The sequence below is a fragment of the Sphingopyxis sp. 550B genome (assembly GCF_057401805.1).
The window spans coordinates 2,175,583-2,197,288 of sequence record NZ_CM171610.1; the positions used below are offsets into that span (position 1 = coordinate 2,175,583).

A 21,706-nucleotide genomic window follows, 5' to 3' on the forward strand; every position below is an offset into this window, starting at 1 on the left:
CATACCGCACATGCGGGGCTTTTGTGGCTTTAGGCCGCCGGGTAAGGACTGACGGGAGACTTTGGTGCGTCCGTTTCGCTGGCTGACGATTGCGATCTTCGCGCTGCTGCTCGCCGCCTGCTCGGGCGGCGCGCCGCGCGATACGGTGGTCGTCATCCCGCCGGGCGCGAGCATCGCGAAGGCGGGAGAGATCCTCGAGAAGGCGGGGGTCGTGTCGGCGTCCGCCTTCCGTAACCGGGCGCGCTTCCTCGGCTCGGACAAGCCGATCAAACCCGGCGAATATGAAGTGAAGAAGGGCATGGGCGCGGGCGATATCCTCGCGCTGCTGCAGTCGGGCAAGACCGTGCAGCGCTTCGTGATGATTCCCGAAGGCATGCCCTCGATCATGGTGTGGGAGCGATTGATGGCCGAACCGCGCCTGACGGGCGAGGTAGCGGTGCCCGCGGAGGGCAGCGTGCTGCCCGATACCTATGCCTTCACCACCGGCGAAAGCCGTGCCGCGGTGCTGAAGCGGATGCAGGCGGCGATGGACAAGGCCTTTGCCGAGCTCTGGGCGAAACGCACCCCGCGCACCGCGGCGAAGGACCGGGGCGAGGCGATCACGCTCGCCTCGATCGTCGAGAAGGAAACCGGCGTCCCCGCTGAGCGTCGCACCGTCGCGGGCGTCTATACCAACCGGCTCGCGGTCGGCATGAAGCTGCAGGCCGATCCGACGATCATCTATCCGATCACCAGGGGCAAGCCGCTTGGCCGTCGTATCCTGCGGTCCGAAATCCAGGCGGTGAACGGCTACAACACCTATGCGATGGTCGGTCTGCCGAAGGGGCCAATCGCCAATCCGGGCAAGGCGTCGATCGCGGCGGTTCTCGACCCCGAACCCAACGACTATCTCTTCTTCGTCGCCAAGGGCGACGGCGGCCATATCTTTGCGCGCACGCTGTCCGAGCATAATGCCAATGTGCAGAAATGGTATGAGATCCGGCGCGAGCGCGGGGAGATGTAGGACAAGCGCCGTCGCGGTGAAAGCTGGGGCGGCTGGCAGCCTTGCGCCATACGGATAGGGCCGCGCGTTCGGAAGGGCGAAGGAAAGGCGAAGCGACGATGGCGACCGCGAAACTCTTCCTCCACGGCGTTCCCGACAGCCCTGCGGTCTGGCGCCCGCTGCTCGACGCGCTCGACCTCGGCGATGCGCCGGTTGCGGCCCCCGCGCTGCCCGGCTTCACGGCCCTGCTGCCCGCGCATTTCCCCGCGACGAAAGAGGCCTATGCCGACTGGGCGGTGGGGGAGGCGGCGGCGCTGGCGCGCGTGCATGGCCCGATCGACATCGTCGGCCACGACTGGGGCGCCCTGATCGCGCAGCGCGTCGCGATGCTGCGCCCCGACCTCATCCGAAGCTGGGCGGTGTCGAACGCCGTGATCGACCCCGATTATCGCGGCCACCGTATCGCGCGGGTCTGGAACACGCCGCTGCTCGGCGAAATCTTCATGGCGCTGAGCCGTCCGGCGGCGCTGGCGAAGGGACTCGTCGCGCAGGGGCTTCCCGCCGCCATTGCGGAGGAAGAGGCGCGGCAATGGGCGGGCAGGGACAAGCGCCGCGCGATCCTGCGCCTCTACCGCTCGGCGAAGGGGCTCAGCTTCCGGCACGACTGGGCGCGCGACCTTCCGGACCTGCGCGCGCGGGGCGCGCTGATCTGGGGCGCGAACGATCCCTATGTCGCTCTGGCGGTGGCGCAGCGCTACGCCGCCCGCACCGGCACGCCGCTGACGGTCATCAAAGATGCGGGGCATTGGGCGATCGCCGAACGCCCGCAAGCGGTCGCGGCGGCGCTGCATCGCTTCTGGAACACATTGTAACGGGGCGCTTTTTCGCTCTCATCGGCGCAGGCGATCATTGTGACCCAGGAAATCGATTGGATTGCCGCAAAGGATTGGCCGAAAGCGCCCGACATCGAGAAAGGGCGTCCCATGGACGATGGCCATCCCCCCTCCCGCCGCGCCCATCCCTTCTCTTGACTGGCGACCCGGGCAATCCCCCTCCCGTCCGGGCCTCTGGCGCCGCGCCCGTCGTCGTTACCGCAACGATGGGCGCGGCCGACCAGCGCTTCTTCGACGCGCTGCGGACCGCCCATTATCCGCCGGGACGCAACCGCGTAGCGGCGCATATCACGCTGTTCCATCATCTGCCGCCATCGGCCCTCGACGAACTCGCCCGGCTGATCCGCGCCATCGTCGCCGACACGCCGCCGCCGGTGGCGCGTGTTTCGGACATCTACCTGCTCGATCGCGGCGTCGCCTTTCGCGTCGAAAGCCCCGACCTGCTGGCGATCCGGGCGCGCATCGCGGACCGTTTCGCGGGCCTGCTCGCCGCGCAGGACCGCGGCACGCCGCGCCTGCACATCACGGTGCAGAACAAGGCCGATCCAGCAGCGGCGCGGGCGCTGCTCGCCGAACTGCGGCGCGATTTCCGCGCCCGGCCGCTGGCAATCGCGGGCCTCGCCGCCCACCATTACCGCGGCGGGCCGTGGGAAACGGCGTTCGAAAGGAATTTTCGCGGCATGCGCGGACGATATTGACCGGCGCAGACCGCCTGCTTATAGGCGCGGCTCGCCCACGGGCGGCCTTTCGGGGCGGAGTAGCTCAGCCGGTTAGAGCAGCGGAATCATAATCCGCGTGTCGGGGGTTCGAGTCCCTCCTCCGCTACCATCCCTTTATCCGGAAGCTTCCGACAGCTTCCGCATTTTTCCAAAAATCGAAAGAAAAGCAGAGGGTTGCGGGTGATTCGCGTCCGCATGCGCCCATGGCCTTCCACATGCAGCCAGATTTGGTGTGGGGGTATTTTGGGGGTAGTTTTGCGGAGTATCGGAAAGGAGCGATACCCCCATGCCTCTGACGGAGACTCAAGCCAAAAATGCCAAGCCCCGCGAGCGCGCTTATAAGCTTGCCGATAGCGAGGGTTTGTTCCTGCTCGTCCAGCCAAACGGCACGAGGCTTTGGCGGATGAAATACCGCTTTGCAGGTAAGGAAAAGCTGCTGTCGTTTGGAGCTTATCCGGCGCTGGGGATCGCAGCGGCCAGGGATAAGCGCAAAGCCGCTAAGGCGCTGCTTGCCGAGGGCAAGGATCCGATGAAGGCCAAGGGCGAGGTAATCTCGGAAAACGGCGACACCTTCTACATGGTGGCGAAACGCTGGCATGAGAACCGCCAGTCGGCATTGAATCCGGCCCATGCCGAACGTGTATGGTCGAGAATGGAGAGGGACGTATTCCCCGAGATCGGCCAGAAACTCATCCACGAGATTACAGCTCCTGATGTTCTGGAGATGATCCGCAAGATCGAGGGGCGCGGTGCCCTCGATATTAGTCGACGCGCCAAGCAAGGGGTGGGGCAGGTCTTTCAGTTCGCGATTGCGTGCGGGCTGGCATCCAGTGATCCCACAGCTCATCTCCGCGGCGCTCTAAAGCCCCGGCCCAGGGTGAAGCACATGAGCCGTCTCCCTTTGGTTGAATTACCTGCCTTCCTCGAAAAGCTGCGAGCCTACCAGGAGGAAGGTGACCGACGCTCGGCTATCACCCGCGATGCGGTACTGTTCGCCTTGCTGACTTGGGTCAGGACAAAGGAGCTTCGGCTTGCCGTCAAATCCGAGTTCGAAGATCTCGATGGGACGGACCCGGTTTGGCGCATTCCAGCTGCGCGCATGAAGATGGGGCGCGAACACCTTGTTCCACTTTCCGCTCAAGCCGCGCAAATTGCTAGAAACATGGTATCCAGGGCCACCGGTAATTACTTGTTTCCCGGGACCCACCCAGACAAGCCGTTGTCTGAAAATACGATGATCTATGCGCTGTACCGCCTCGGTTATCATAGCCGGCAGACCGTCCACGGCTTTCGAGGGCTCGCCAGCACTTGGGCGAACGAGCAGCTGGTTGAGTTTGGCAAGCCGGCGATGTGGATCCGGAAGTACCATGAGGATTGGGTTGAAATGCAGCTCGCTCATTCAGAGAAGAATGATGTCCGAGGTGCCTACAACGCTGCGGAGTATCTCGCCCCTCGTCGGCGGATGATGCAGGATTGGGCTGACTTTCTGGATGGAAGGAAGGTTGTGGACATCAGCAAGGGACGCAAGCGGGCTGCTTGAAGCACTTGGTCAGACAGGGCCGATCCAGTCGGCCCGCAAACGGTAAATACCTGACATGGCTCCATCCACGATGACGGTGGAGTCAATAAGTTCATCGCATGGCTCGTCGTACTCGATGACCCAGACCTCATTGATCTCTGTCGTAAGGATCAGGCCGCGCTGGGTCCGGCCCAGTAGCCCGGCAACGCGCCGTCGGCTCGTATTCACTGCTTTCCTCGCTAAAAGCGCCAATGGCGGAGGACATCGCGAACGTATCCTGGCGTCTCGTCGTTCCGCGGGATACCGCCCGCGCGTTCGACTGCACCTGGACCGGCATTGTAGGCCGCCACGGCCAAGTGGACCATGCCGAATTTGTCGAGCATCTGTCGCAGATATCGGGCAGCGCCGAAGATGTTAGCCATTGGGTCAAAACGGTTGGAAACACCGAGTTCCCGGGCCGTCGCCGGCATCAGCTGACCGAGGCCAGCTGCGCCCGCCTTGCTCACGGCGAGTGGATTGTATCGGGATTCTGTCCAGACAAGTGCATCGAGTAGGCCGGTGGGCAAAGAGTACTTTGCTTCAGCGGCATAGACGTGAGGCAGAAAGCTTGCTCGTCGAAAGCCGGATGGACCCGCGCCAGTCTTGGGTTGGTAGCGATAGGGAAGGTGGACCCGGCCTACAGCGCCGATCTCGGGATTCGATGGTGTCGAATTCAGCGCCGATTGCCAGAGTCCATGCTCGACCAACTGGAACCCGTTCGATGCCTCTGCAATCCGGATGCCATCGGAGCGGCTGTCACTTTCTTCGGGCATGTAAGGAGCCGGCAGGTCTTGCGCGCTGGCAGGAGTGGCAAACGCGATGGCGAGGCCAATGCTGCCGATCATCAGGGTTTTCAGTGGCATTTCTCGATCCTTCTATAGCCGAATCGAGACGGAACATATAAAGAACATAGGGCGTAGGAAAATGGTTTGGCGCTGGTGCAGAGCGGAGGCTGCACGGGCAGGGCACCTCAATCGGAGAAGGTCGATGCCCCAGATAAAGAATAGTCATCAACTCGAACGCCGCGCCCGCACGATTGTCGAACGCCTCAACGGAACATGGCGCCAGGGCAAGGGCATGTGCTGCTGTCCCGCCCACGACGACCGCACACCGTCGCTCAGCGTGACCTTGGGGCGAAAGGCCATCCTGTTCCATTGCTTCGCCGGATGCTCGAATGAGGACGTCATTGCAGCATTGGATCGCCAGGGCGTTCGCAGCCGCGAGCTCTTTGATGGTTCTGGCGCTGGGACAGCCAATCAGCAAAATCAGGGTGACTTCAGTCCCAATGCGCGACGCTTGTGGCAATCGGCCACGTTGATCTCCGACAGCCCCGTCGAACGATATCTCGCACAGCGTGGTCTCCAGCACGCATCTGACCGGCTCCGTTACCTGGAACGTACGCCGCTTGGGCCACGCGGGGCTGTCCAATTTCTCCCGGCGATGCTGGCGGCAGTCACAACCGACATCGGGATAATTGCGGTGCACAGGACGTTCCTTGACCGCGCCTCCGCAAGGTTGGCGGGCTTCGAGCGGCCCAAGCGCGCGCTGGGCAGCCTCGGCGTCGGTGCCGTCAGGCTTGCGCCGGCAGTGCAGGGGCGTCTGGGTCTTGCCGAAGGTATCGAGAGCGCTCTGTCAGCAATGCAGCTCTTCGGGATCCCGTGCTGGGCGACGCTTGGAAACGAGCGGTTTGGTCTCGTTTCGGTCCCGGAAAGCGTGCGCGAGCTCTACCTGTTCATCGACAATGATGCCGGAGGCGCTCTCGCCGAGGAGCGAGCGCTGAAGGCCTACGCTGCGCCTAATCGTGTCATCCACTCACGCGCACCAGCCTCGCCCGGTTTTGACTGGAACGACGAATTGAAGTCGCGGCTCGCCCGACAACCCGATCCGTCTAGCAGAGGGGAGGGTGCCTTCGGCTGATTGAGGCCTGCCCGACGCAGGACCTCGTCAGGAGGTTCCCATGTCCAATTCTTCCCTCGCCTTCGCATTCGATGAACCATCACCGCCCGCAGTTGTGATGGCGGCCCAGTCCATGGCTTCCGAGCTGGCGGCAGGCCGCGTGCTCTCGCGCAGTGACGTCACGCGCATTATGACCAATCACTTCGGGGGCAGCGATGCGTGCGGACGCTGGTCCGTCCGTGACGCTCATGCAGCCCTTGAGGTGGCACAGGTTCAGTACCTGAAAGCCTTCGATCAGATTTCGCTTTCGACTTCGGCCGACGATGCAGATCAGTTCTTCTGCTCTCTCGAAGCCCGGCTTCTGACCCAAAGCAATCGCAGTGACGAGCAGATCGAATGGCAGCAGTTCGCAACGCCGCCGCGCCTCGCTTGGCTTGCCGCCCGGGCTTGTGCGCTGGCCACCGGTGAGCTTGTGCTCGAACCCTCGGCCGGAACGGGGATCCTGGCAGTCTGGGCCGCCAAGGCTGGCTCACGATTAGCCCTCAACGAGATCTCGCCGCTCCGCCGTGATTGCCTGAATGTGGTGTTCCCGAGCGCGGGTGTGGCCGGCCACGACGCCGAGCTGATCGACGAACTGCTCGATCCCGCCATCAATCCGTCTGTGGTGTTGATGAATCCTCCCTATTCGCACGGCATCGAGCGAGGGCACGATAGTCGCACCGGTTCGCGCCACCTGCGATCGGCCTGGAACCGTCTCGCATCCGGTGGTCGCCTTGTCGCGATCATGCCCGAATGGTTCGATTGCGCGAAGTTCATGGCGGGGTTGAAGGGACCGGTGTCGCTGCGGCTCGATGCCGCGGTCGAACGTGCGTTCGTCAAGCATGGCACCGGCATCACCACGCGGCTGCTGGTCCTCGACAAGGTGGGCGGCTCCCATGAGCCTGTCGTTATCCGCACAAGCGACTTTTGCCAGCTGGTCGAGCTTGTCGATGCCTTGCCCGCTCGCAGCAGTCTGGACGCTGTTCCAGACCAGGCGAGCCTTCCGGCCCTTGCGCCGTTTCGCTTGGTGGCGGCACCGCGCAGGCCGCTGCCGATACCGAGCAGGGTCATTCCTGTAGCCACCGCTATCGGGTCGCTCACCTACCAGTCGCTCGAAACCCCTGCGCCGCTTGCCCCTCAGGTCGGCCACTATCTGCCCTATCGCCCGAGCAGGATCGTGATCGATGGCGCGGCCGAGCATCCGACGCCGCTCGTTGAGTCCGTCGCCATGGGGTCGATCGCCGCGCCGATGCCCGAAGCTGTGCCGCAGCTGCCCGACGGGCTGGTTGCCAAGGGGCTGCTGTCTGCTGCCCAGGCTGAGACCCTCATCTATGCTGCAAGCGCCCACGGGCGCGATCTTCCCGGCCGGTTCGAGCCAGAGGACAAGGGCTGTTCGCTCAAGGCATCGGCGGACGGTCTGACTTACCGGCAGGGCTATTTCCTCGGGGACGGAACGGGCGCCGGGAAGGGCCGTCAGGTTGCGAGCGTCATTCTCGACCGCTGGGTGCGCGGTGAACGCCGCCATATCTGGATCTCCAAGAATGAGGCGCTGCTGGAAGATGCCCGGCGCGACTGGGCTGCACTTGGCGGCCTTCCGATCGACATCCAGCCGCTTGCATCCTGGAAACTCGGCACCCCCATCGCCATGCGCGACGGCATCCTATTCGTGACCTACCCGACCCTGCGCTCAGGCCGAAGTGATGCGACCCGCCTCGACCAGATCCTCGCCTGGGCGGGCGATGACTTCGACGGCGTCATTGTGTTCGACGAGGCGCACGCCATGGCCAATGCCGCTGGCGGAGAAGGATCACGGGGCAAGGTCAAGGGCTCGGAGCAGGGTATCGCCGGTGTGCGCCTGCAAAACCTCCTGCCCCGCGCGCGGGTGCTCTATGCCTCGGCGACCGGCGCGTCCGACGTCAACAACCTGGCCTATGCGACGCGCCTTGGCCTGTGGGGACCTGAGACCGCCTTCGCCAATCGCGAGGCCTTCGTGGCCGACATTCGTGACGGCGGGATCGCAGCAATGGAACTGGTTGCGCGGGACCTCAAGTCGCTCGGCATCTACACCGCGCGCGCATTGTCCTTCGCCGGCGTCGAATACGAGATCCTCGAGCATCGCCTTAGCGAGGATCAGATCGCGGTCTATGATGCCTACGCTGAGGCCTGGGCGATCATTCACGCCAACCTGCGCGAAGCGCTGGAGGCCACGCGGATCGTCGATAGCGAAACTGGCGGGACGCTCAACTCGGGCGCCAAGTCCGCAGCAATGTCGATCTTCGAAGGAACCAAACAGCGCTTTTTCGCGCAGCTGCTTCTTTCGATGAAGCTGCCCAGCCTGTTGCCAGCCATCGACGCCGCGATTGCCGAGGGGAACGCCGTTGTCGTCCAGCTCGTCTCCACCGCAGAAGCCATGCTCAATCGTCGGCTTGCCGACCTGTCGGACGAGGAACGCGAAGCGCTGGAGATCGATCTGTCCCCGCGGGAACTGGTGTAATGTTGAGCTCAACATTACACCAGTTCTTTGCAGTCGCAGTTTATGTCGAGCGTGGCGGCAGGAGGCGCAGGTTTCCTTCGGTTTTCCATGATTTCACTCCAGATAATTACGGTTCCCTCGACCTCAACAAGTCGAAGGAACCAACATGCGATCAAGATCATCATTGCCGTTTCGAGCGGCCCCGCTCCGGGTCGACGACCCGCCCAGTCACGACGCTCTACTCACCGCATTCCTCTCCTCTCTGTCGCTCGACGAGAGGTCAGGCAGTGCGGTTCTGTTTGGCGCTGCGGCCCGTCATTTCCTGCATTGGATGGAACTGCACGGGATCGCGATCCGCACGATCGACGATCGGACCGTTCGGCGGTTCGAGAAGCATCGGTGCCGTTGCCACCGGTATTCGGCGCAGCAGCCAGTTTATAAGGCGGACATTGCAGCGCGGGTCAGGCGCTTCGTCCGCTTCCTGGAAGATCAAGGCTACGTCGATGTCGACGACGGGATGGACGATCTGCCACGGTACCTCGCCGACTATTTCGATGGGATCGATCGCTTGCAACTCGCGCAAGGACCGGCCCAGTCCTATCGATCCGAGGCCGAGCATTTCGCGGCCTGGCTTCGCATTGTGCGGCGGCGGTGGGCCGATATCGACGACACGATCATCGACCAGTACGGCGCGCATGTTTGTCGCTGTCCGGTCTGGCGCAAGCGAGGCAAGCTCGTTGCATCAGGTGCGAAGCGTCGACGGCGGTGCGCTCGGCACTTCGTCGAGTTTCTGCGGCGGCAGGGTGCCATCCCACCAGTCGAACCGGTGGCGGATGCTGACCCGCACATGGCGGCTTACCTTGCCTGGCTTCGGCAACATCGCGGCGCCACCGAAGAGACGATCCGCCGCTACCGGGCCGACATTCGTCGGCTCATGCCCATGCTGGGCGAGCCTTCGCAATGGGATGCGGCGGCGCTCAGGCGGGCGTTTGAACGACGAAGCAAGGAGACGCCGGGATCCGTCTCGCTGATCGTCACGATCATGCGGAGCTACATCCGCTTTTTGATTGGGCAAGGCGAGTGTCGACCGGCACTGTTGCACGCGATCCCTTCGGTCCAGCGATACCGCCTGTCGACGCTGCCCCGCCACGTCGACCCGGCAACGGTCGAGCAGATCATCGACGCCTGTCCGACAGGCCGCCCAGTGGAAGTTCGGGACAAGGCCATCATTCTTCTGCTCGCCGGCTCGGCCTGCGTGCCGGCGATATTCAGGATATGCACCTCGAAGACATCGACTGGCGGTCCGGTCATCTGACGGTCAAGGGCAAGACCAGACGGCCAGACCGGCTGCCGTTACCCCAGGATGTTGGCGACGCGATCCTGGACTACATTGCCACGGCCCGTCCCAAGGCCGCCGATCCGCACTTGTTCGTACGCGCGCAAGCCCCGTTCCGGCCATTCCGTTCGTCCGCCGAGATTGCCGGCATAGTTGCGCGCACGCGTGAACGCGGCGGGATCCGGGCGTGCCGACCGGATCGCACATCTTCCGGCATTCGCTTGCCACCAACTTGCTGCGCGCAGGCGCGGGGCTGGAGTCCGTCGGGACCATCCTGCGCCACAGCTCACCCGAGACCACCGCCATCTACGCCAAGGTCGATCTGCCGATGCTCATGAAGATCGCCCAGCCATGGCCAGGAGAACCGTCATGCTGAACACGCACATTTCCCGCTACGTTGCACTGCACCGCAGTCTTGGCCGGAAGTATGACGAACAGGATCGGCTGCTCCGCCTCTATGCAGCCTACGCAGGGCATTTCGGTGACCAACACACCCAGGTCCAGCGCATCTACGACTGGTGCCACACGGCGAGCTCGCAATATGTGGCACAGACCCGCTTCGACACCGTTCGCAACTTCAGCCTTTTCGCCCATGCCGAGGAACCCGCCCACGAAGTGCCTCCTGCTGGCGTCTTCGGCCGGGGTAAGCGTCCACGCCCGACCCCGTATATCATCGAGCCCGAACAGATCCGCGCCATCATGGCCGCGGCGCTGGACCTGCCGCCCAAAGGCACAATCAGCCCCCACACCTACCATTGCCTGTTCGGATTGCTGGCAGCGACTGGCCTGAGGATTTCCGAAGCCCTCGCGCTACAGTGTGACGATCTGGGCGAAGACGGGTTGATCATTCGCAATGGCAAGTTCGGCAAGCAGCGCCTCGTCGCGTTGCAACCGTCGACCCGGCAGGCGCTCGAAGCATATCTCGCGACCCGAGCGAGGCTCGGCGCCACGGGCAATGACCTGTTCGTCACCATCCGAGGACGGGCACCCCACAAGGTTCGCGCCCACATCGTGTTCGTCCGGTTGGCACGACAGCTTGGATACCGCGGACCGACCGGAACAGCGGGTATGCGGATGCACGATTTGCGCCATACCTTCGCCGTGCGCTCGCTGGAGTCCTGTCCGCCGGACAGGGAGGCCGTGGCACATCACATGGCCGGCCTCAGCGTCTATCTGGGACACGCGTCGGTCGCCAACACCTACTGGTATGTCGAGGCCACCCCGGTGTTGCTGCGCGACATCGCGGTCGCCAGCGAACACCTTTACCTGGGAGAAGCGGCATGACGGCACTCGCCCCTTATCTCTCGGCGTACCTGCGCGAACATCTTCCGCGCGACCGCGCCGTCAGCCCGCACACGGTGAAGACCTACGCCAACTGCTTCGTGCTGCTGGTCCGGTTCGCTGCCGACCGGTTGAAGCGTCGGCCAACCGATCTTGAGGTCGAGGATCTCGGCACGGACCTCATCCTGGCCTTCCTCGACCATGTTGAGAACGGACGCGGCAGCTGCGTGAGGACCCGCAATGGCCGATTGGCAGCGATCCGATCATTCTTCCGGTACATCGAGTATCGCGTGCCTGCCTGTCTCGATCAGGCCCTGCGCATTCGTGCGATTCCAACCAAGAAGACCGACAAGGCACTGATCGACTACCTCGACCGGGCAGAGATCAAGGCTTTGCTTGATGCACCTGATCCCCGGACCCGCCTCGGCACTCGTGACCGCGCTATGTTGCACCTGGCCTATGCTGGCGGGCTCAGGGTGTCGGAACTCGTATCGCTGCAACAGCGCGATTTCCCGGACCGTTCGCTGTCCACCATGCACATCATGGGAAAGGGCCGCCGCGAACGGGTCTTGCCGCTCTGGAAAGAGACCCAGATCGCATTGCGCGCATGGCTTGCGATCCGCCCCGAAGCGCAGGTTTCCGAGATATTTCTCAACGCGAACGGGCAGCCCATGACGCGTGACGGGTTCGCATTCCGACTGGCCGAACACGTTAAGATTGCCGGAATCAAGCAGCCTTCGATCCTCGGAAAACGGGTCACGCCGCACGTGCTGCGCCATTCCTGCGCCATGCACACGTTGGCGGCGACAGGTGACATTCGCAAAGTCGCGCTGTGGCTCGGCCACGCCAGCATCCAAAGTACCGAGGCCTATCTGCGCGCCGATCCCGAGGAGAAGCTGCAGATTCTCGCGGCCCACGGCGCCCCCGCCATCATGCCCGGACGCTTCAAGCCGCCATCCGACGCTCTGATCACCATGCTTACCGACGTTCGAAGACTGGCCTGACCCGTCCCCAGACATTCCCCTGATCCTCATATATTATCTGGAGTGAAATCATGGAAAACCGAAGGAAACCTGCGCCTCCTGCCGCCACGCTCGACATAAACTGCGACTGCAAAGAATATGTGATCGACTATCTCGCCAAGAGCTTTCCTGTCCGGCTGATGGCCGTCTTTACCGATGAAAACGGCAATCCTCGCTCCGAGCCGATGAGCGACGAACACGGCGCGCCGGTACTTTGCCGATCGGCACTCGCCGCGCGCGACCGGATGATCGAGCAGCTTTGCGCTTTGCCGCCCATCGCGACCGCGCTTGATGCCATCATCGAACGCTTCGGCGTGGACCAGGTGGCGGAAGTGACCGGCCGGACACGCCGGCTCATCGTCGGCCGCGATGGCTGTCAGAAACTCCAATCCCGGTCGCCGCGCGCCAATGTCGCTGAAACCCAGGCCTTCATGGACGGCAACAAACGCATCCTCGTCTTTTCCGATGCCGGAGGAACCGGACGCAGCTACCATGCCGATCTGGCCGCCAAGAACCAGGCTCGCCGCGTTCACTTCCTGCTCGAACCGGGCTGGCGCGCTGATGCCGCAATCCAGGGGTTAGGGCGGACCAATCGTACCAATCAGGCATCAGCCCCGCTGTTCAGGCCAGTGACGAGCGATGTGCGCGGTGAGCGCCGGTTCATCTCGACGATTGCTCGGCGGCTCGACAGCCTCGGAGCTCTGACGCGCGGGCAGCGCCAGACCGGCGGACAGAACCTGTTCGACCCGGCCGACAATCTCGAAAGCATCTACGCCAAGGAGGCGCTCCACCGCTGGTTCGGGCTTTTGTTCACCGGCAAGCTCGAAGCGGTCAGCCTCGGACGCTTTCAAGAACTGACAGGTCTCAGGATCGAAGCCCCTGACGGGTCGATGGTCGATGACCTGCCATCGATCCAGCGCTGGCTCAATCGCATCCTCGCGTTGCCGATCGCCCTGCAGAACGCGATCTTCGATGAGTTCATGGGGCTGGTTGAGGCGCGTATTGATGCCGCCCGCCGGGCCGGGACGCTCGATCTCGGCCTTGAAACCATCGCGGTCGAGGACTTCACAGTCCTGTCGGACACGCTGCTACGCACCGATCCTGCCTCGGGCGCAACAACCCATCTGCTGGAACTGGAAATCGCCCGGGCCGTGAAGCCGTTTACGCTGAAGCGACTCGAGGAGCTCCACGGCCTCGCTGGGCAACGGCAGCGAACTGTTCGGAACGCCCGCTCGGGCCGGGTCGCCTTGCTCGTGCCCGCCCGCAGCATTCTTGCCGATGACGGCACCCGCGTGTCCCGCTTCGAATTGCTGCGCCCGCTGAAGCGCAGCCACATCACCGAGGATCAGCTGGCTGAGAGCAGCTGGGAAGGCATTTCGGTCGACGCTTTCCGCGAAGCCTGGGTAGCCGAAGTCGAGGAGGCGCGGTCCAGCCACAAGCGCGAGCGCCTCTATCTCGCGACGGGCCTCCTGCTCCCGGTCTGGGACAAGCTCCCTTCGGATTTCGTGAGGGTGAGCCGCATCTCGGCGGCGGATGGCCGGTCGCTCCTTGGCCGGGAGGTTCCTGCCCATTGTGTTCCGGAACTGTGCCGGGCGCTGGGTCTGGAACGCGAGCAAACGCTTTCCGCCGAAGACATCGTCCAGACCGTCCTGGCGACCGGCCGAGCCATGGAATTCGCCGGCCGTGAGCGGCTTGTGGTGAAGCGCAGCCTGGTCAATGGCTCACAGCGAATTGAATTGACCGGATGGAGCGTAGCCCGCCTTCACTGGTACAAGGCCCAAGGCTGCTTTACGGAAATCATCCGCTACCAGACGCGGCTGTTTGTGCCGATCGAGGGCGCGGCGAGCGTGGTTGCCAGATTGGCATCATCCGCATAGGCGATTGCCAAATGGCATTGAGTGGCATATATGATGCCATATGGAGATTTGCCATGCTGGCTCTGCAACCCGTTGATACTGCCGTTGCCGCTTTCCGTCCCGATCCGATTACCCAGGACGAGGCAGCTGCCATGTTCCGGGCAGTCCTCAATCTGTTCGGCAAATGGGAGCTGACCGACGACCAGGCGGCAACGCTGCTCGACATGCCATTGCGCTCCTATCGCCGCTGGAAGGCTGAAGGTGCCGGGCGCGTTTCGCGCGACGGACGCGCTCGTCTTTCTAACCTGATGGGCATCCACAAGGCGCTCCGGACCATCTACTCGGAGGCGACGCGGGGATATGCCTGGATCAGGGCAGCCAATGACGCGTTCGGTGGAGCCAGTGCGCTCGATGTGATGCTCGGAGGCGAACTCACCGACATCATGCGGGTGCGTCGCTACCTCGACGCCGAGCGTGGTGGCTGGTGAGCAAAACCGCGGATGTCCCGGTTTCTCGAGTTGAGTGGAGGGGCGCTGTCAGGATCATCCGCAGCGCCTTTCCGCCGATCGACCTGTTCGAGGACATCGCTGATCCAGCCGACTGGCCGCTGCTGATCTCGGCAGAGCAGAAGACCAATCCCCGCATCATGGCGACGATTGGCAATCTCGACCTCGTTCCAGTCGACCGACGCGTCGGCGGCAATGGGGCATCCTACCTCATGGCGCCATTCACTCATGTCAGCACTGACCGGCCGAGCCGATTTACCGATGGCAGCTATGGTGTTCTCTATGTCGGGGACCGGTTTGAAACCGCGTTGTTCGAGACGATCCACCACCATGCCCGCTTCATGGCACGGACAAAGGAAGCGCCTGGCTGGACCTCGCAGTTCCGGGAGATCGTTATGTCAGTCGATGCTGACCTCCATGATCTCAGAGATGTAGAACTCGCGCCGGCCCTGGATCCTGAAAGTTACGCAGCATCCCAAGCTCTGGCTGCGAATCTCAGGGGTGCGGAATCCGACGGCATTGTCTACCCGAGCATCCGACATCCTGGCGGGGAGTGCGTCGCACTCTTCTACCCGGACTGCGCGTCAAATCCTTTGCAGGGGCGCCACCTCGACTATCACTGGGATGGCGAGCGGGTTGACCTTGTCCGCGATGCCGGTTCGGGAGCTGTTTTCCGCATCGTCGATTTGCCCATCGATCCTGTCTGACCGCATGAGTTGGGCTTCCAGCGGAGTGCTGTAGGATCTCCGAGCACAGTTGCCGGCCAGCAGACTCATGTCTGCGCACCAGCCTTCACGAGTTCATGAAGGGCTTTGTCCGGCGAAACCGGACCCTTGTACAGCGGTCCACACGGTGTCTCCGCTAGCTTGGCGGAAATCGCTAGGAGGTCGTCATCATCACCCTTTTCATAGGCATAAGCGGCCAGCCAGAATTCGGTCTGCTTGACGAACTCATTGATGATGCCCACGACGCTCCGGTTCGCAGTCTTTGCGTACTGGACCTTGTCCATCCGCCAGATTTCCTGAGCGACGAATTCGCTTGGGACGCCGTGCTCCTTCAGAACCAGCGCCAAATGTGCCGGGAACCGTCGAGCAAGCGTGGCCGCTGGGGCTAGCGGCATAAGCACGGGAAGCAGCGTGCGCTCAGAAACCAGCAAAGCGACTTGCGGCTTCCAGAACAGCACCGTGGCATACCAATTGCCCAGCGCGGTGTCGCTTTGTCCGGGCTCAGCGATCTCGGGTTTGATCCGATCTAGCAGTTTCTTGGTGCAGAGGAGGTGAAACATGGCGGCTTAGGATAGTGCTCGCTGTCAAGCGCGTCCACTGACGCTACCGGCCAGGCCGCTGGAATGGTTGGAATTGAAGGGACCGACCAGGTCAAGACATTCAACATCGTGAATATGAGCGTCAGCTTTTGCTGAAATCCGTCATTCGGGTCGCTTACACCCTCCGGTCATTTTGTCACACAAGCGGCGTGCGGGAATCGAACGGTCTTGGCCGCCTCAATCGCAGAGGTCGAAGTAGGCTGGCACCCCGTTCCAAGGCGAGAACAGGGTGCTACCCGTCCAGTAGCTGACTTCGCCGTTGCGAACGGATCGCTTTGCACGAAAGACCGTTTCCGCCGTAAGTCGATCAAGGCAGGCGGGACCAATGTCGGGAACTTCCAGACCCCTCTGGCCATAGCCATCGTCCGATATCGTTCGAGCGGGTATGGCCATCAGAAGCGCCGCGTGCTTAGTCTGCTTCAGCACGATCGCGAATTGGTTCATGATTGCCGAGTAGCCTGTATTCGCTTGAACGATGCGGGGATCGTTCGCTGCTAGGTCCTGGATCAAACGTGAGACCGTTTCGGGCGAGATCAGCTTAGATTTGTCGCGGATGATCCCGTCGCTCGCGTTCCGGCACCAGTCCCGCACATGCTCGGACGTCGCGAGCGTCATCGGGATCTTGGTTCTGCTGGCGAATTTTCGCGCTGACGGCAGATAGTCGGAGGTCGTGACGAAGATGCTTCTCTGCGCGGCCTCTACATCAGCGACACCGTGAAGTGCCGCTACGGCGGAGAGGTCGATCTTATTCTTTGGCGCGTAGTGCTTGGCCTGGACGAGGGTTAATATGTCGCCAAGCGGATCACGCTGCAGGATCCGAATGTCGACGCCACCGTCGTTAGTGCCTGGGCCGAGTTCACAGGCGAACCCCTGGCTCTGGAAGATCCTGAAGAGAAGTATCTCATACTCTCTCCATGTCAGGCGCTCGAGATCAGCCGGACGCTTCGCGAAATGAGAGTACAGCTCCTCGTAAACGTCTGCCACGTCCTGCTGGACGAGGCTGCAGACCCACTGCCAGTTCGCCTGGTCGAGGAACGGCTGGAGCAGCGGGCTTTCGTCCGCGGGATATATGTGTGCGCTGACAGCGTCGTTTCGCTCATACCAGAAGCCATGGCGCTCGAGCAGCTCGTGGAATTCGACGTCGAGGCCATCGAATTCGCCGTCGAGCGCTCGGCCTAGGTCGCCGTCGAAGTGGAGGATCGTGACGACGGGCGTGTTTCCGGGTTCTCCGTCGATCCGTTCCGCGTAGGACTGGAAGCCGCAGTCAAACCAGAGTTCGTGCCGGGAGGCCCACTCTTGGACCGAGCGCTGGAGATTTGCGACCACGGCGTCGAGCTCCCCGTCGGACGGTAGTCGCGGCACACCGGTATTTTCGGCTTGCCTGGGCTTCATAGATCACATCGCTTGTTGGAAGTGGACGACATGCTACTTCTTTGAGAAGTCGATCTGTAGCTTTTCCCGGTACACCCCGATACGCTTGCTCGCCCGATCCACGATGTCCTCGTAAAGGAGGGTTTCGGCGTACAGCTCGCCCAGCATGCGTCCGGTGTCCGGATCTTCTAGAGCGCTAGTGTGGAAGAAGCTGCGACCGGACGCGAACTTCTTCCAGCCGATCATTCCCAGCGGATCGAGCGTATCTCCGACCAGATAGCCGTAGAACTTCTTGAGCCGTCCGTTCGACTTCGCTGCAAGTAGGTGCGCGTAGCGCGACAGGTCGCCGATGTGCTCGTCTAATGGAACGCCCGGCGCCTTGAATTCTATGATGATAGCCGAGCCCTCCTCTCCGAAGATCGCGATGTCGGGCCGCTTGGCGGAATGATCCTTGGTCCGGCGGCGCAGGGTTTCCGCTAGCTCGGTGTCGATGGTCGGATCGAACAGCTTCTCTCCGTCGTCCCATTCGATCTGGGAGAGCGGTTTATCGGACGCGATGTATTCGTAATATTGATACTCTTCGCTCAGGAGCCAGATGTCGTGGTCGGTCGTCTCACGGCTGTCCTTTCGCATCGGGAAGAAGATGCTGTGGATGATCTGCTCGTCCTTGCGACGCTGGCCATCTTCGACGGCCTGCACGGCGAGGCCCCGTCCGCAGGCGAGCTTTAGGACTTCGACGATCGCTGCCCGACGGACGACGAGCTGGGAGAGGTTCGCCATGTCGAACGTCTTGAGGTACGAAGTATACTTCCACGACAGCTCGTTAATCTTGTGGCGGAAGTCGGCGGTGTGCGGCTCAGCTGCCTCGATCTCCGCGCGCAGGTCGAAGATCTCGGCGGTGTCGGCGACGATGCGTTCCTGGTACTTCTTCAGCACGCGCTCGGCGACGGACTTTGCAGTGTCGCCGTAGATGACCCGCGTGTCGGTGTCGGTAAGCATCGCCTGGATCACGCCGAACTTGTCAGCTACGTCCCTGATGACGTCGTCCTTGCTCCAGCCGGAGGGGGTGACCATCTCCGCAATGATAGGATCTATTTGTTCGTAGATGTCGGCGAATGCGACGGTCGCGTCGGTGAAGAGGTCGCAGACCGGCAGTTCGTCAGGAATCTCGTGGAATCCGTCGCGCTGCTCGTTGACGCGCCGGTCGAGGAGGTCGGCCTCGATCAGCACGATGTGGTGGAAGCCTTCGACCGGGCGGTTCTGCTCGGCAACCGTCTTCAGGTATCTCTTGGTTATGTCGAGCACCGGCGAGGATCTGGCGCAGAACGAGATCGCGTTGCGAGGAAGGTCGTAGGTCTGGGCGTCAAGCCGGTAGTGCGAGAGGGTGAAGGTCTGCGTCGTCCCCAACAGGTCGCCGGACTTGGGATCGCGTTCGGCGACCTCGGTCGACCTGACCACTGTCACTTCCGGCAGATCCGCCGCTGTCAGGCTGCTCCGTTCGACGCCACCATTGGAATGTCGGGTCTCAAACGCGATGACGAAGTCACCCAACTGCGACTTGAGGCTCACAAGGCGCTGCAGGAACGCGATCAGCATGTTGCGGCGCATGTTCGCCGCCGAGAAGACGTCGGACAAGGCTTCGGTCCTGAAGAGCTTTGCCCGCGTCGCGTCCCTGAGTCCCTCGAGCCTGATCGCGGTGCCTATCTGTCGTTCGTCGCCGTTGGTGCTGATGAAGTCGGCGACGTCGATCTTCTTGCGTGCAGCGTCGGGCACGAGTGTGCGGGTGGCGACCCCCGTCTCGTTGCGAAACGTGCTCTGCACCCCCACGCGCTCGAAGTGGTGAAAGTACTGAATGCGGCCCGAACCCTTGCACTTGCCGATCCCGGCGATGGCGAGGTCATCCTTGTACGAAGTGTCCTTGGTCACGAAGGCGTCGGCCTGGTCGTTACCGAAGCCGCAGCCATTGTCTTTGCAGGTGATCGATATGTCTGTGCCATCGGCAAGCAGACCAGACGAAGTGATGTCGGCCTCGATCGAGACCGCAAGACTCCGCGCCCCTGGATCGGTGTGCTGCCGGATCAGGAAGGCGTCGATCGAGTTCGAGATGAGTTCTTCGAGGACAACGTATCTGTCCGAACTTATCTTGGTGTTTTTCAGACTTCCACGAATATCGAGCGTCATTTTGAATCCGTCGGAAGGCTTACTTTAATGAGGCAGTCTTGCGGGCGCGGATGGCCCGAAGTCAAGTGTCTTGGGGAGCCGGGGCGGCTCCCAAGTTCGGTCTCATAGATCAGTCGCGGGTTCTGCTAAGGGAGCCTTATGCCGGGGAATCCCGATCAGCGGCCGGGGAAGATCTTGTTCTGATGGTCCACCGGGTCCGCGTTGGGGGCGACGATCACTGTCGGTCATTCGACCTAACAGTCGACAACCCTGAAAGCTGTCATCCGGATGCTCAGGTCTGCGTAGGCGCGCAGCAATCGATGACCATCCAGCCGCGCCCGGTGAGAATGTCGAGTTCTCCCGCGGCAAAGACATCCTTGCGCATCGCTAGGCACAGGAGATGGGTGGGGCGCGTCATCGCGACATAGTGCAGTCGCAGCCTACCGAGCATTCGCGAACCTTCGGTGACCACGTTGCCTCGGCCATTCAGGCGCGACCCGCCCGCCTTAGCACCGAGGAGCCAGGGTTTGAGCTCGCTCAGGTGATGCGCGAAGTAGAAGCTGTCAAGCACCAGTGTCGCAGTGTGGGACTCGCCCTTCACCGAATGGATGGATCCCAGCCGGACGTGGACCTGCGGAGCGCCCTCGGGATAGGCGAACAGATTGTCGGTTCGCGCGATAGCCGCAGCCCCGGCGTGGAGCGCGGGTTTGCCTTCCGGCCATGCGAGGAATGCTGCCGCATTGCCGAGCGCCTCGGCGCCGCTCAGCTGAAAGACGATCGTCTCCGAGTGCAAACGTACTGCCGCCTGCCAATCGGCTTCCGCGATCTCGCCGCGGCTCGCGAGTATGCGCTCAACCAGGGCGAGATATGCGGGGTAAGCCTCGGTGCCGGTGAGGAGATCGACTACGCGGCGATGCGGCGACTTGCGCGCCATGCGCCCGTGCGTCCCGCCGGCCAGTTCGCTCGCTGCGAGCAGCGCCGATGCCGCCGCATTAACCAACTTGTCGCTGTTGCCGCTGCCTGCCATCTCGAACCGCGCGCGTGCCAGATATTGCCTGAAGCTGGCTGGCGCCGCTTCCTTGCGCGCGCAGGCCGGATCATAGGTCGGGGCGTAATGGCCCATCGCGTGCGGCACCCGACCAGCTTCGTCGAGATCGTGCACTCCCGCCACCGCGGTGAATACGCCGCGTTCGAGCACATGGGCGTCGAAGGTCGCGAGCAGATGCGCGCCATAGCGGGGCAGCACCGACTGCACGCTGGCGTCGTCGAACAGGAACAGCGTGGGCGACTGGTGCGCGACGCCGTGCTCGGGTGGCGGCCCCGCACCGACCAGGTCCTGGGGCGCGACTCCGAGCGCCTTCACTTCATCGGCGAGCGGCTGCGCGAAACGGTAGCTGCGTGGTATCGCCTGGACCTCGGCGCCGGGAAAGGGATCGGTCGCAGCGCCCTCGGCGCCGGCGCGTGCATAGATCGCTTGGTTCGAGTCACCGAAGCGCTGCCGGCGCGACGGCGCGTCACCCGCGCAAAAGATCCGGTGCAGGAGCGCGGACTGCTCCTCGCTATTGTCCTGCGCTTCGTCGATGAAAACCAAGGGGAAGCGTTGCCGGAGGTCCGCTGCGGCCTCGGGCCGCTTGTCGAGCAATTCGTTCGCCCAGACGAACATCTCGTCGAAGCAGAAATAACCCTGTTCGCTGCCCGTGCGGCGCGCTTCGAGGAGCGCCTGGTAGGTCGGCGTCTGCGGCCCGAACTTGCCGGTGCTGCCGCCCGTATAGTCGGGGCAGGTGTAGATCAGGCATCCTTCGCTGAGCCGTGCCTTTTGGATTGCCCAGCGTGTATTTCGGGGCAGAAGCCCCCAGCGCTTGGCGAGCGCGATTTGCGTATCGATACACCGGACCTCGAGACCCTTGGAGCGCAGCCAGGGTAGCGCCAGATACTCGTTCACGAACGCGTGGATCGTGCCGACGAAATGCGGGTAGCGAGTCAGCGACATTCCCGCAGCGGAATTGCCGAGCTTGGCACCGATCTCGTTGCGCGCTGCATTGGTGTGCGAGAGCACGCAGATGCCTTGCTGCCGCTGAGACCAGCGCGTTGCCAACACGGCGAGCTTGGCGACGAGCAGCGTGGTCTTGCCGCTCCCGGGGCAGGCCTCGAAATCGACCGTGTTGAGATTGAGCATCGCCCGGAGTCGGCTGTCGTCATTACCGACCGGCGCGAAGCCGTCCGGTCCCAGTCCCATGAGCGCTGCCGCCCAAGCGACGTCCTGCTCCCGGATAAGATCGTCGAACATTGG

17 protein-coding genes, 1 tRNA gene and 1 pseudogene are annotated in these 21,706 nt (G+C 62.7%); 13 read left to right on the forward strand and 6 right to left on the reverse strand.

Features of this window, described 5'->3' with window-relative positions; translation table 11 throughout:
• Nucleotides 1-64: 64 nt before the first annotated feature.
• The 5 genes from mltG (at nt 65) to AC2S9W_RS10220 (ending at nt 4,134) form a co-directional block, all read left to right on the forward strand.
• Entirely contained in the window at nt 65-1,003 is a 939-nt protein-coding gene (gene mltG, locus AC2S9W_RS10200; RefSeq protein WP_067108421.1) for an endolytic transglycosylase MltG, read from the forward strand.
• A 98-nt stretch (nt 1,004-1,101) separates the two neighbouring features.
• On the forward strand, nt 1,102-1,854 hold the full coding sequence (locus AC2S9W_RS10205; RefSeq protein WP_486570710.1) for an alpha/beta fold hydrolase: 753 nt from the start codon (nt 1,102-1,104) through the stop codon (nt 1,852-1,854).
• 227 nt (nt 1,855-2,081) lie between these two features.
• The gene (locus AC2S9W_RS10210; RefSeq protein WP_486570711.1) at nt 2,082-2,573 is read left to right on the forward strand and encodes a 2'-5' RNA ligase family protein; all 492 of its coding nucleotides are present in this window, start codon (nt 2,082-2,084) and stop codon (nt 2,571-2,573) included.
• A 53-nt stretch (nt 2,574-2,626) separates the two neighbouring features.
• Nucleotides 2,627-2,703: transfer RNA gene (locus AC2S9W_RS10215), tRNA-Met, on the forward strand.
• A 177-nt stretch (nt 2,704-2,880) separates the two neighbouring features.
• Nucleotides 2,881-4,134 carry a tyrosine-type recombinase/integrase gene (locus AC2S9W_RS10220; protein WP_486570712.1) on the forward strand — a complete coding sequence of 418 codons (1,254 nt, stop codon included), beginning with the start codon at nt 2,881-2,883 and terminating at the stop codon, nt 4,132-4,134.
• Between the two features lie 9 nt (nt 4,135-4,143).
• Here AC2S9W_RS10220 and AC2S9W_RS10225 read toward each other — a convergent pair whose 3' ends face one another.
• Together AC2S9W_RS10225 and AC2S9W_RS10230 are read right to left on the reverse strand one after the other, a co-directional pair.
• On the reverse strand, nt 4,144-4,341 hold the full coding sequence (locus tag AC2S9W_RS10225) for a DUF5818 domain-containing protein (protein WP_486570713.1): 198 nt from the start codon (nt 4,339-4,341) through the stop codon (nt 4,144-4,146).
• An 11-nt stretch (nt 4,342-4,352) separates the two neighbouring features.
• A complete protein-coding gene (locus tag AC2S9W_RS10230; RefSeq protein WP_486570714.1) occupies nt 4,353-5,015 on the reverse strand; it encodes a lytic transglycosylase domain-containing protein in 663 nt (220 codons plus the stop codon).
• Nucleotides 5,016-5,139: 124 nt separating this feature from the next.
• On the opposite strand from AC2S9W_RS10230, the gene AC2S9W_RS10235 reads away from it, so the two are divergent.
• The 8 genes and pseudogenes from AC2S9W_RS10235 (at nt 5,140) to AC2S9W_RS10270 (ending at nt 15,268) form a co-directional block, all read left to right on the forward strand.
• Complete coding sequence (locus AC2S9W_RS10235) at nt 5,140-6,069, forward strand: DUF7146 domain-containing protein (RefSeq protein WP_486570715.1); 930 nt, start codon at nt 5,140-5,142, stop codon at nt 6,067-6,069.
• Between the two features lie 40 nt (nt 6,070-6,109).
• A complete protein-coding gene (locus AC2S9W_RS10240) occupies nt 6,110-8,581 on the forward strand; it encodes a strawberry notch-like NTP hydrolase domain-containing protein (protein ID WP_486570716.1) in 2,472 nt (823 codons plus the stop codon).
• 145 nt (nt 8,582-8,726) lie between these two features.
• Nucleotides 8,727-10,272: pseudogene (locus AC2S9W_RS10245) on the forward strand (tyrosine-type recombinase/integrase).
• Nucleotides 10,266-11,180, forward strand: coding sequence for a tyrosine-type recombinase/integrase (locus AC2S9W_RS10250; RefSeq protein WP_095687466.1), 915 nt, complete (start codon nt 10,266-10,268; stop codon nt 11,178-11,180). The pseudogene AC2S9W_RS10245 and the gene AC2S9W_RS10250 overlap by 7 nt, the downstream one beginning before the upstream one ends.
• Nucleotides 11,177-12,181: a tyrosine-type recombinase/integrase gene (locus tag AC2S9W_RS10255; protein WP_155188124.1), complete on the forward strand. Its 1,005-nt coding sequence runs from the start codon at nt 11,177-11,179 to the stop codon at nt 12,179-12,181. Before AC2S9W_RS10250 ends, AC2S9W_RS10255 begins: the two co-directional genes overlap by 4 nt.
• Nucleotides 12,182-12,384: 203 nt before the next feature.
• Nucleotides 12,385-14,076 (forward strand): strawberry notch C-terminal domain-containing protein, encoded by a 1,692-nt coding sequence (locus tag AC2S9W_RS10260; RefSeq protein ID WP_486572075.1) that lies wholly within the window; start codon nt 12,385-12,387, stop codon nt 14,074-14,076.
• Nucleotides 14,077-14,129: 53 nt separating this feature from the next.
• Nucleotides 14,130-14,543: an MbcA/ParS/Xre antitoxin family protein gene (locus AC2S9W_RS10265; RefSeq protein WP_486570717.1), complete on the forward strand. Its 414-nt coding sequence runs from the start codon at nt 14,130-14,132 to the stop codon at nt 14,541-14,543.
• Nucleotides 14,540-15,268 carry an RES family NAD+ phosphorylase gene (locus AC2S9W_RS10270; RefSeq protein ID WP_120219138.1) on the forward strand — a complete coding sequence of 243 codons (729 nt, stop codon included), beginning with the start codon at nt 14,540-14,542 and terminating at the stop codon, nt 15,266-15,268. The genes AC2S9W_RS10265 and AC2S9W_RS10270 overlap by 4 nt, the downstream gene beginning before the upstream one ends.
• Before the next feature lie 65 nt (nt 15,269-15,333).
• Here AC2S9W_RS10270 and AC2S9W_RS10275 read toward each other — a convergent pair whose 3' ends face one another.
• The 4 genes from AC2S9W_RS10275 to AC2S9W_RS10290 form a co-directional block, all read right to left on the reverse strand.
• Nucleotides 15,334-15,846 carry a DUF6933 domain-containing protein gene (locus AC2S9W_RS10275; protein ID WP_486570718.1) on the reverse strand — a complete coding sequence of 171 codons (513 nt, stop codon included), beginning with the start codon at nt 15,844-15,846 and terminating at the stop codon, nt 15,334-15,336.
• A gap of 216 nt (nt 15,847-16,062) precedes the next feature.
• Nucleotides 16,063-17,211, reverse strand: a complete 1,149-nt coding sequence (locus AC2S9W_RS10280; protein WP_486570719.1) for a restriction endonuclease — start codon at nt 17,209-17,211, stop codon at nt 16,063-16,065.
• Nucleotides 17,212-17,310: 99 nt separating this feature from the next.
• Nucleotides 17,311-19,437: a hypothetical protein gene (locus AC2S9W_RS10285; protein WP_486570720.1), complete on the reverse strand. Its 2,127-nt coding sequence runs from the start codon at nt 19,435-19,437 to the stop codon at nt 17,311-17,313.
• A 271-nt stretch (nt 19,438-19,708) separates the two neighbouring features.
• Nucleotides 19,709-21,703, reverse strand: a complete 1,995-nt coding sequence (locus AC2S9W_RS10290) for a UvrD-helicase domain-containing protein (protein ID WP_486570721.1) — start codon at nt 21,701-21,703, stop codon at nt 19,709-19,711.
• Nucleotides 21,704-21,706: the final 3 nt, after the last annotated feature.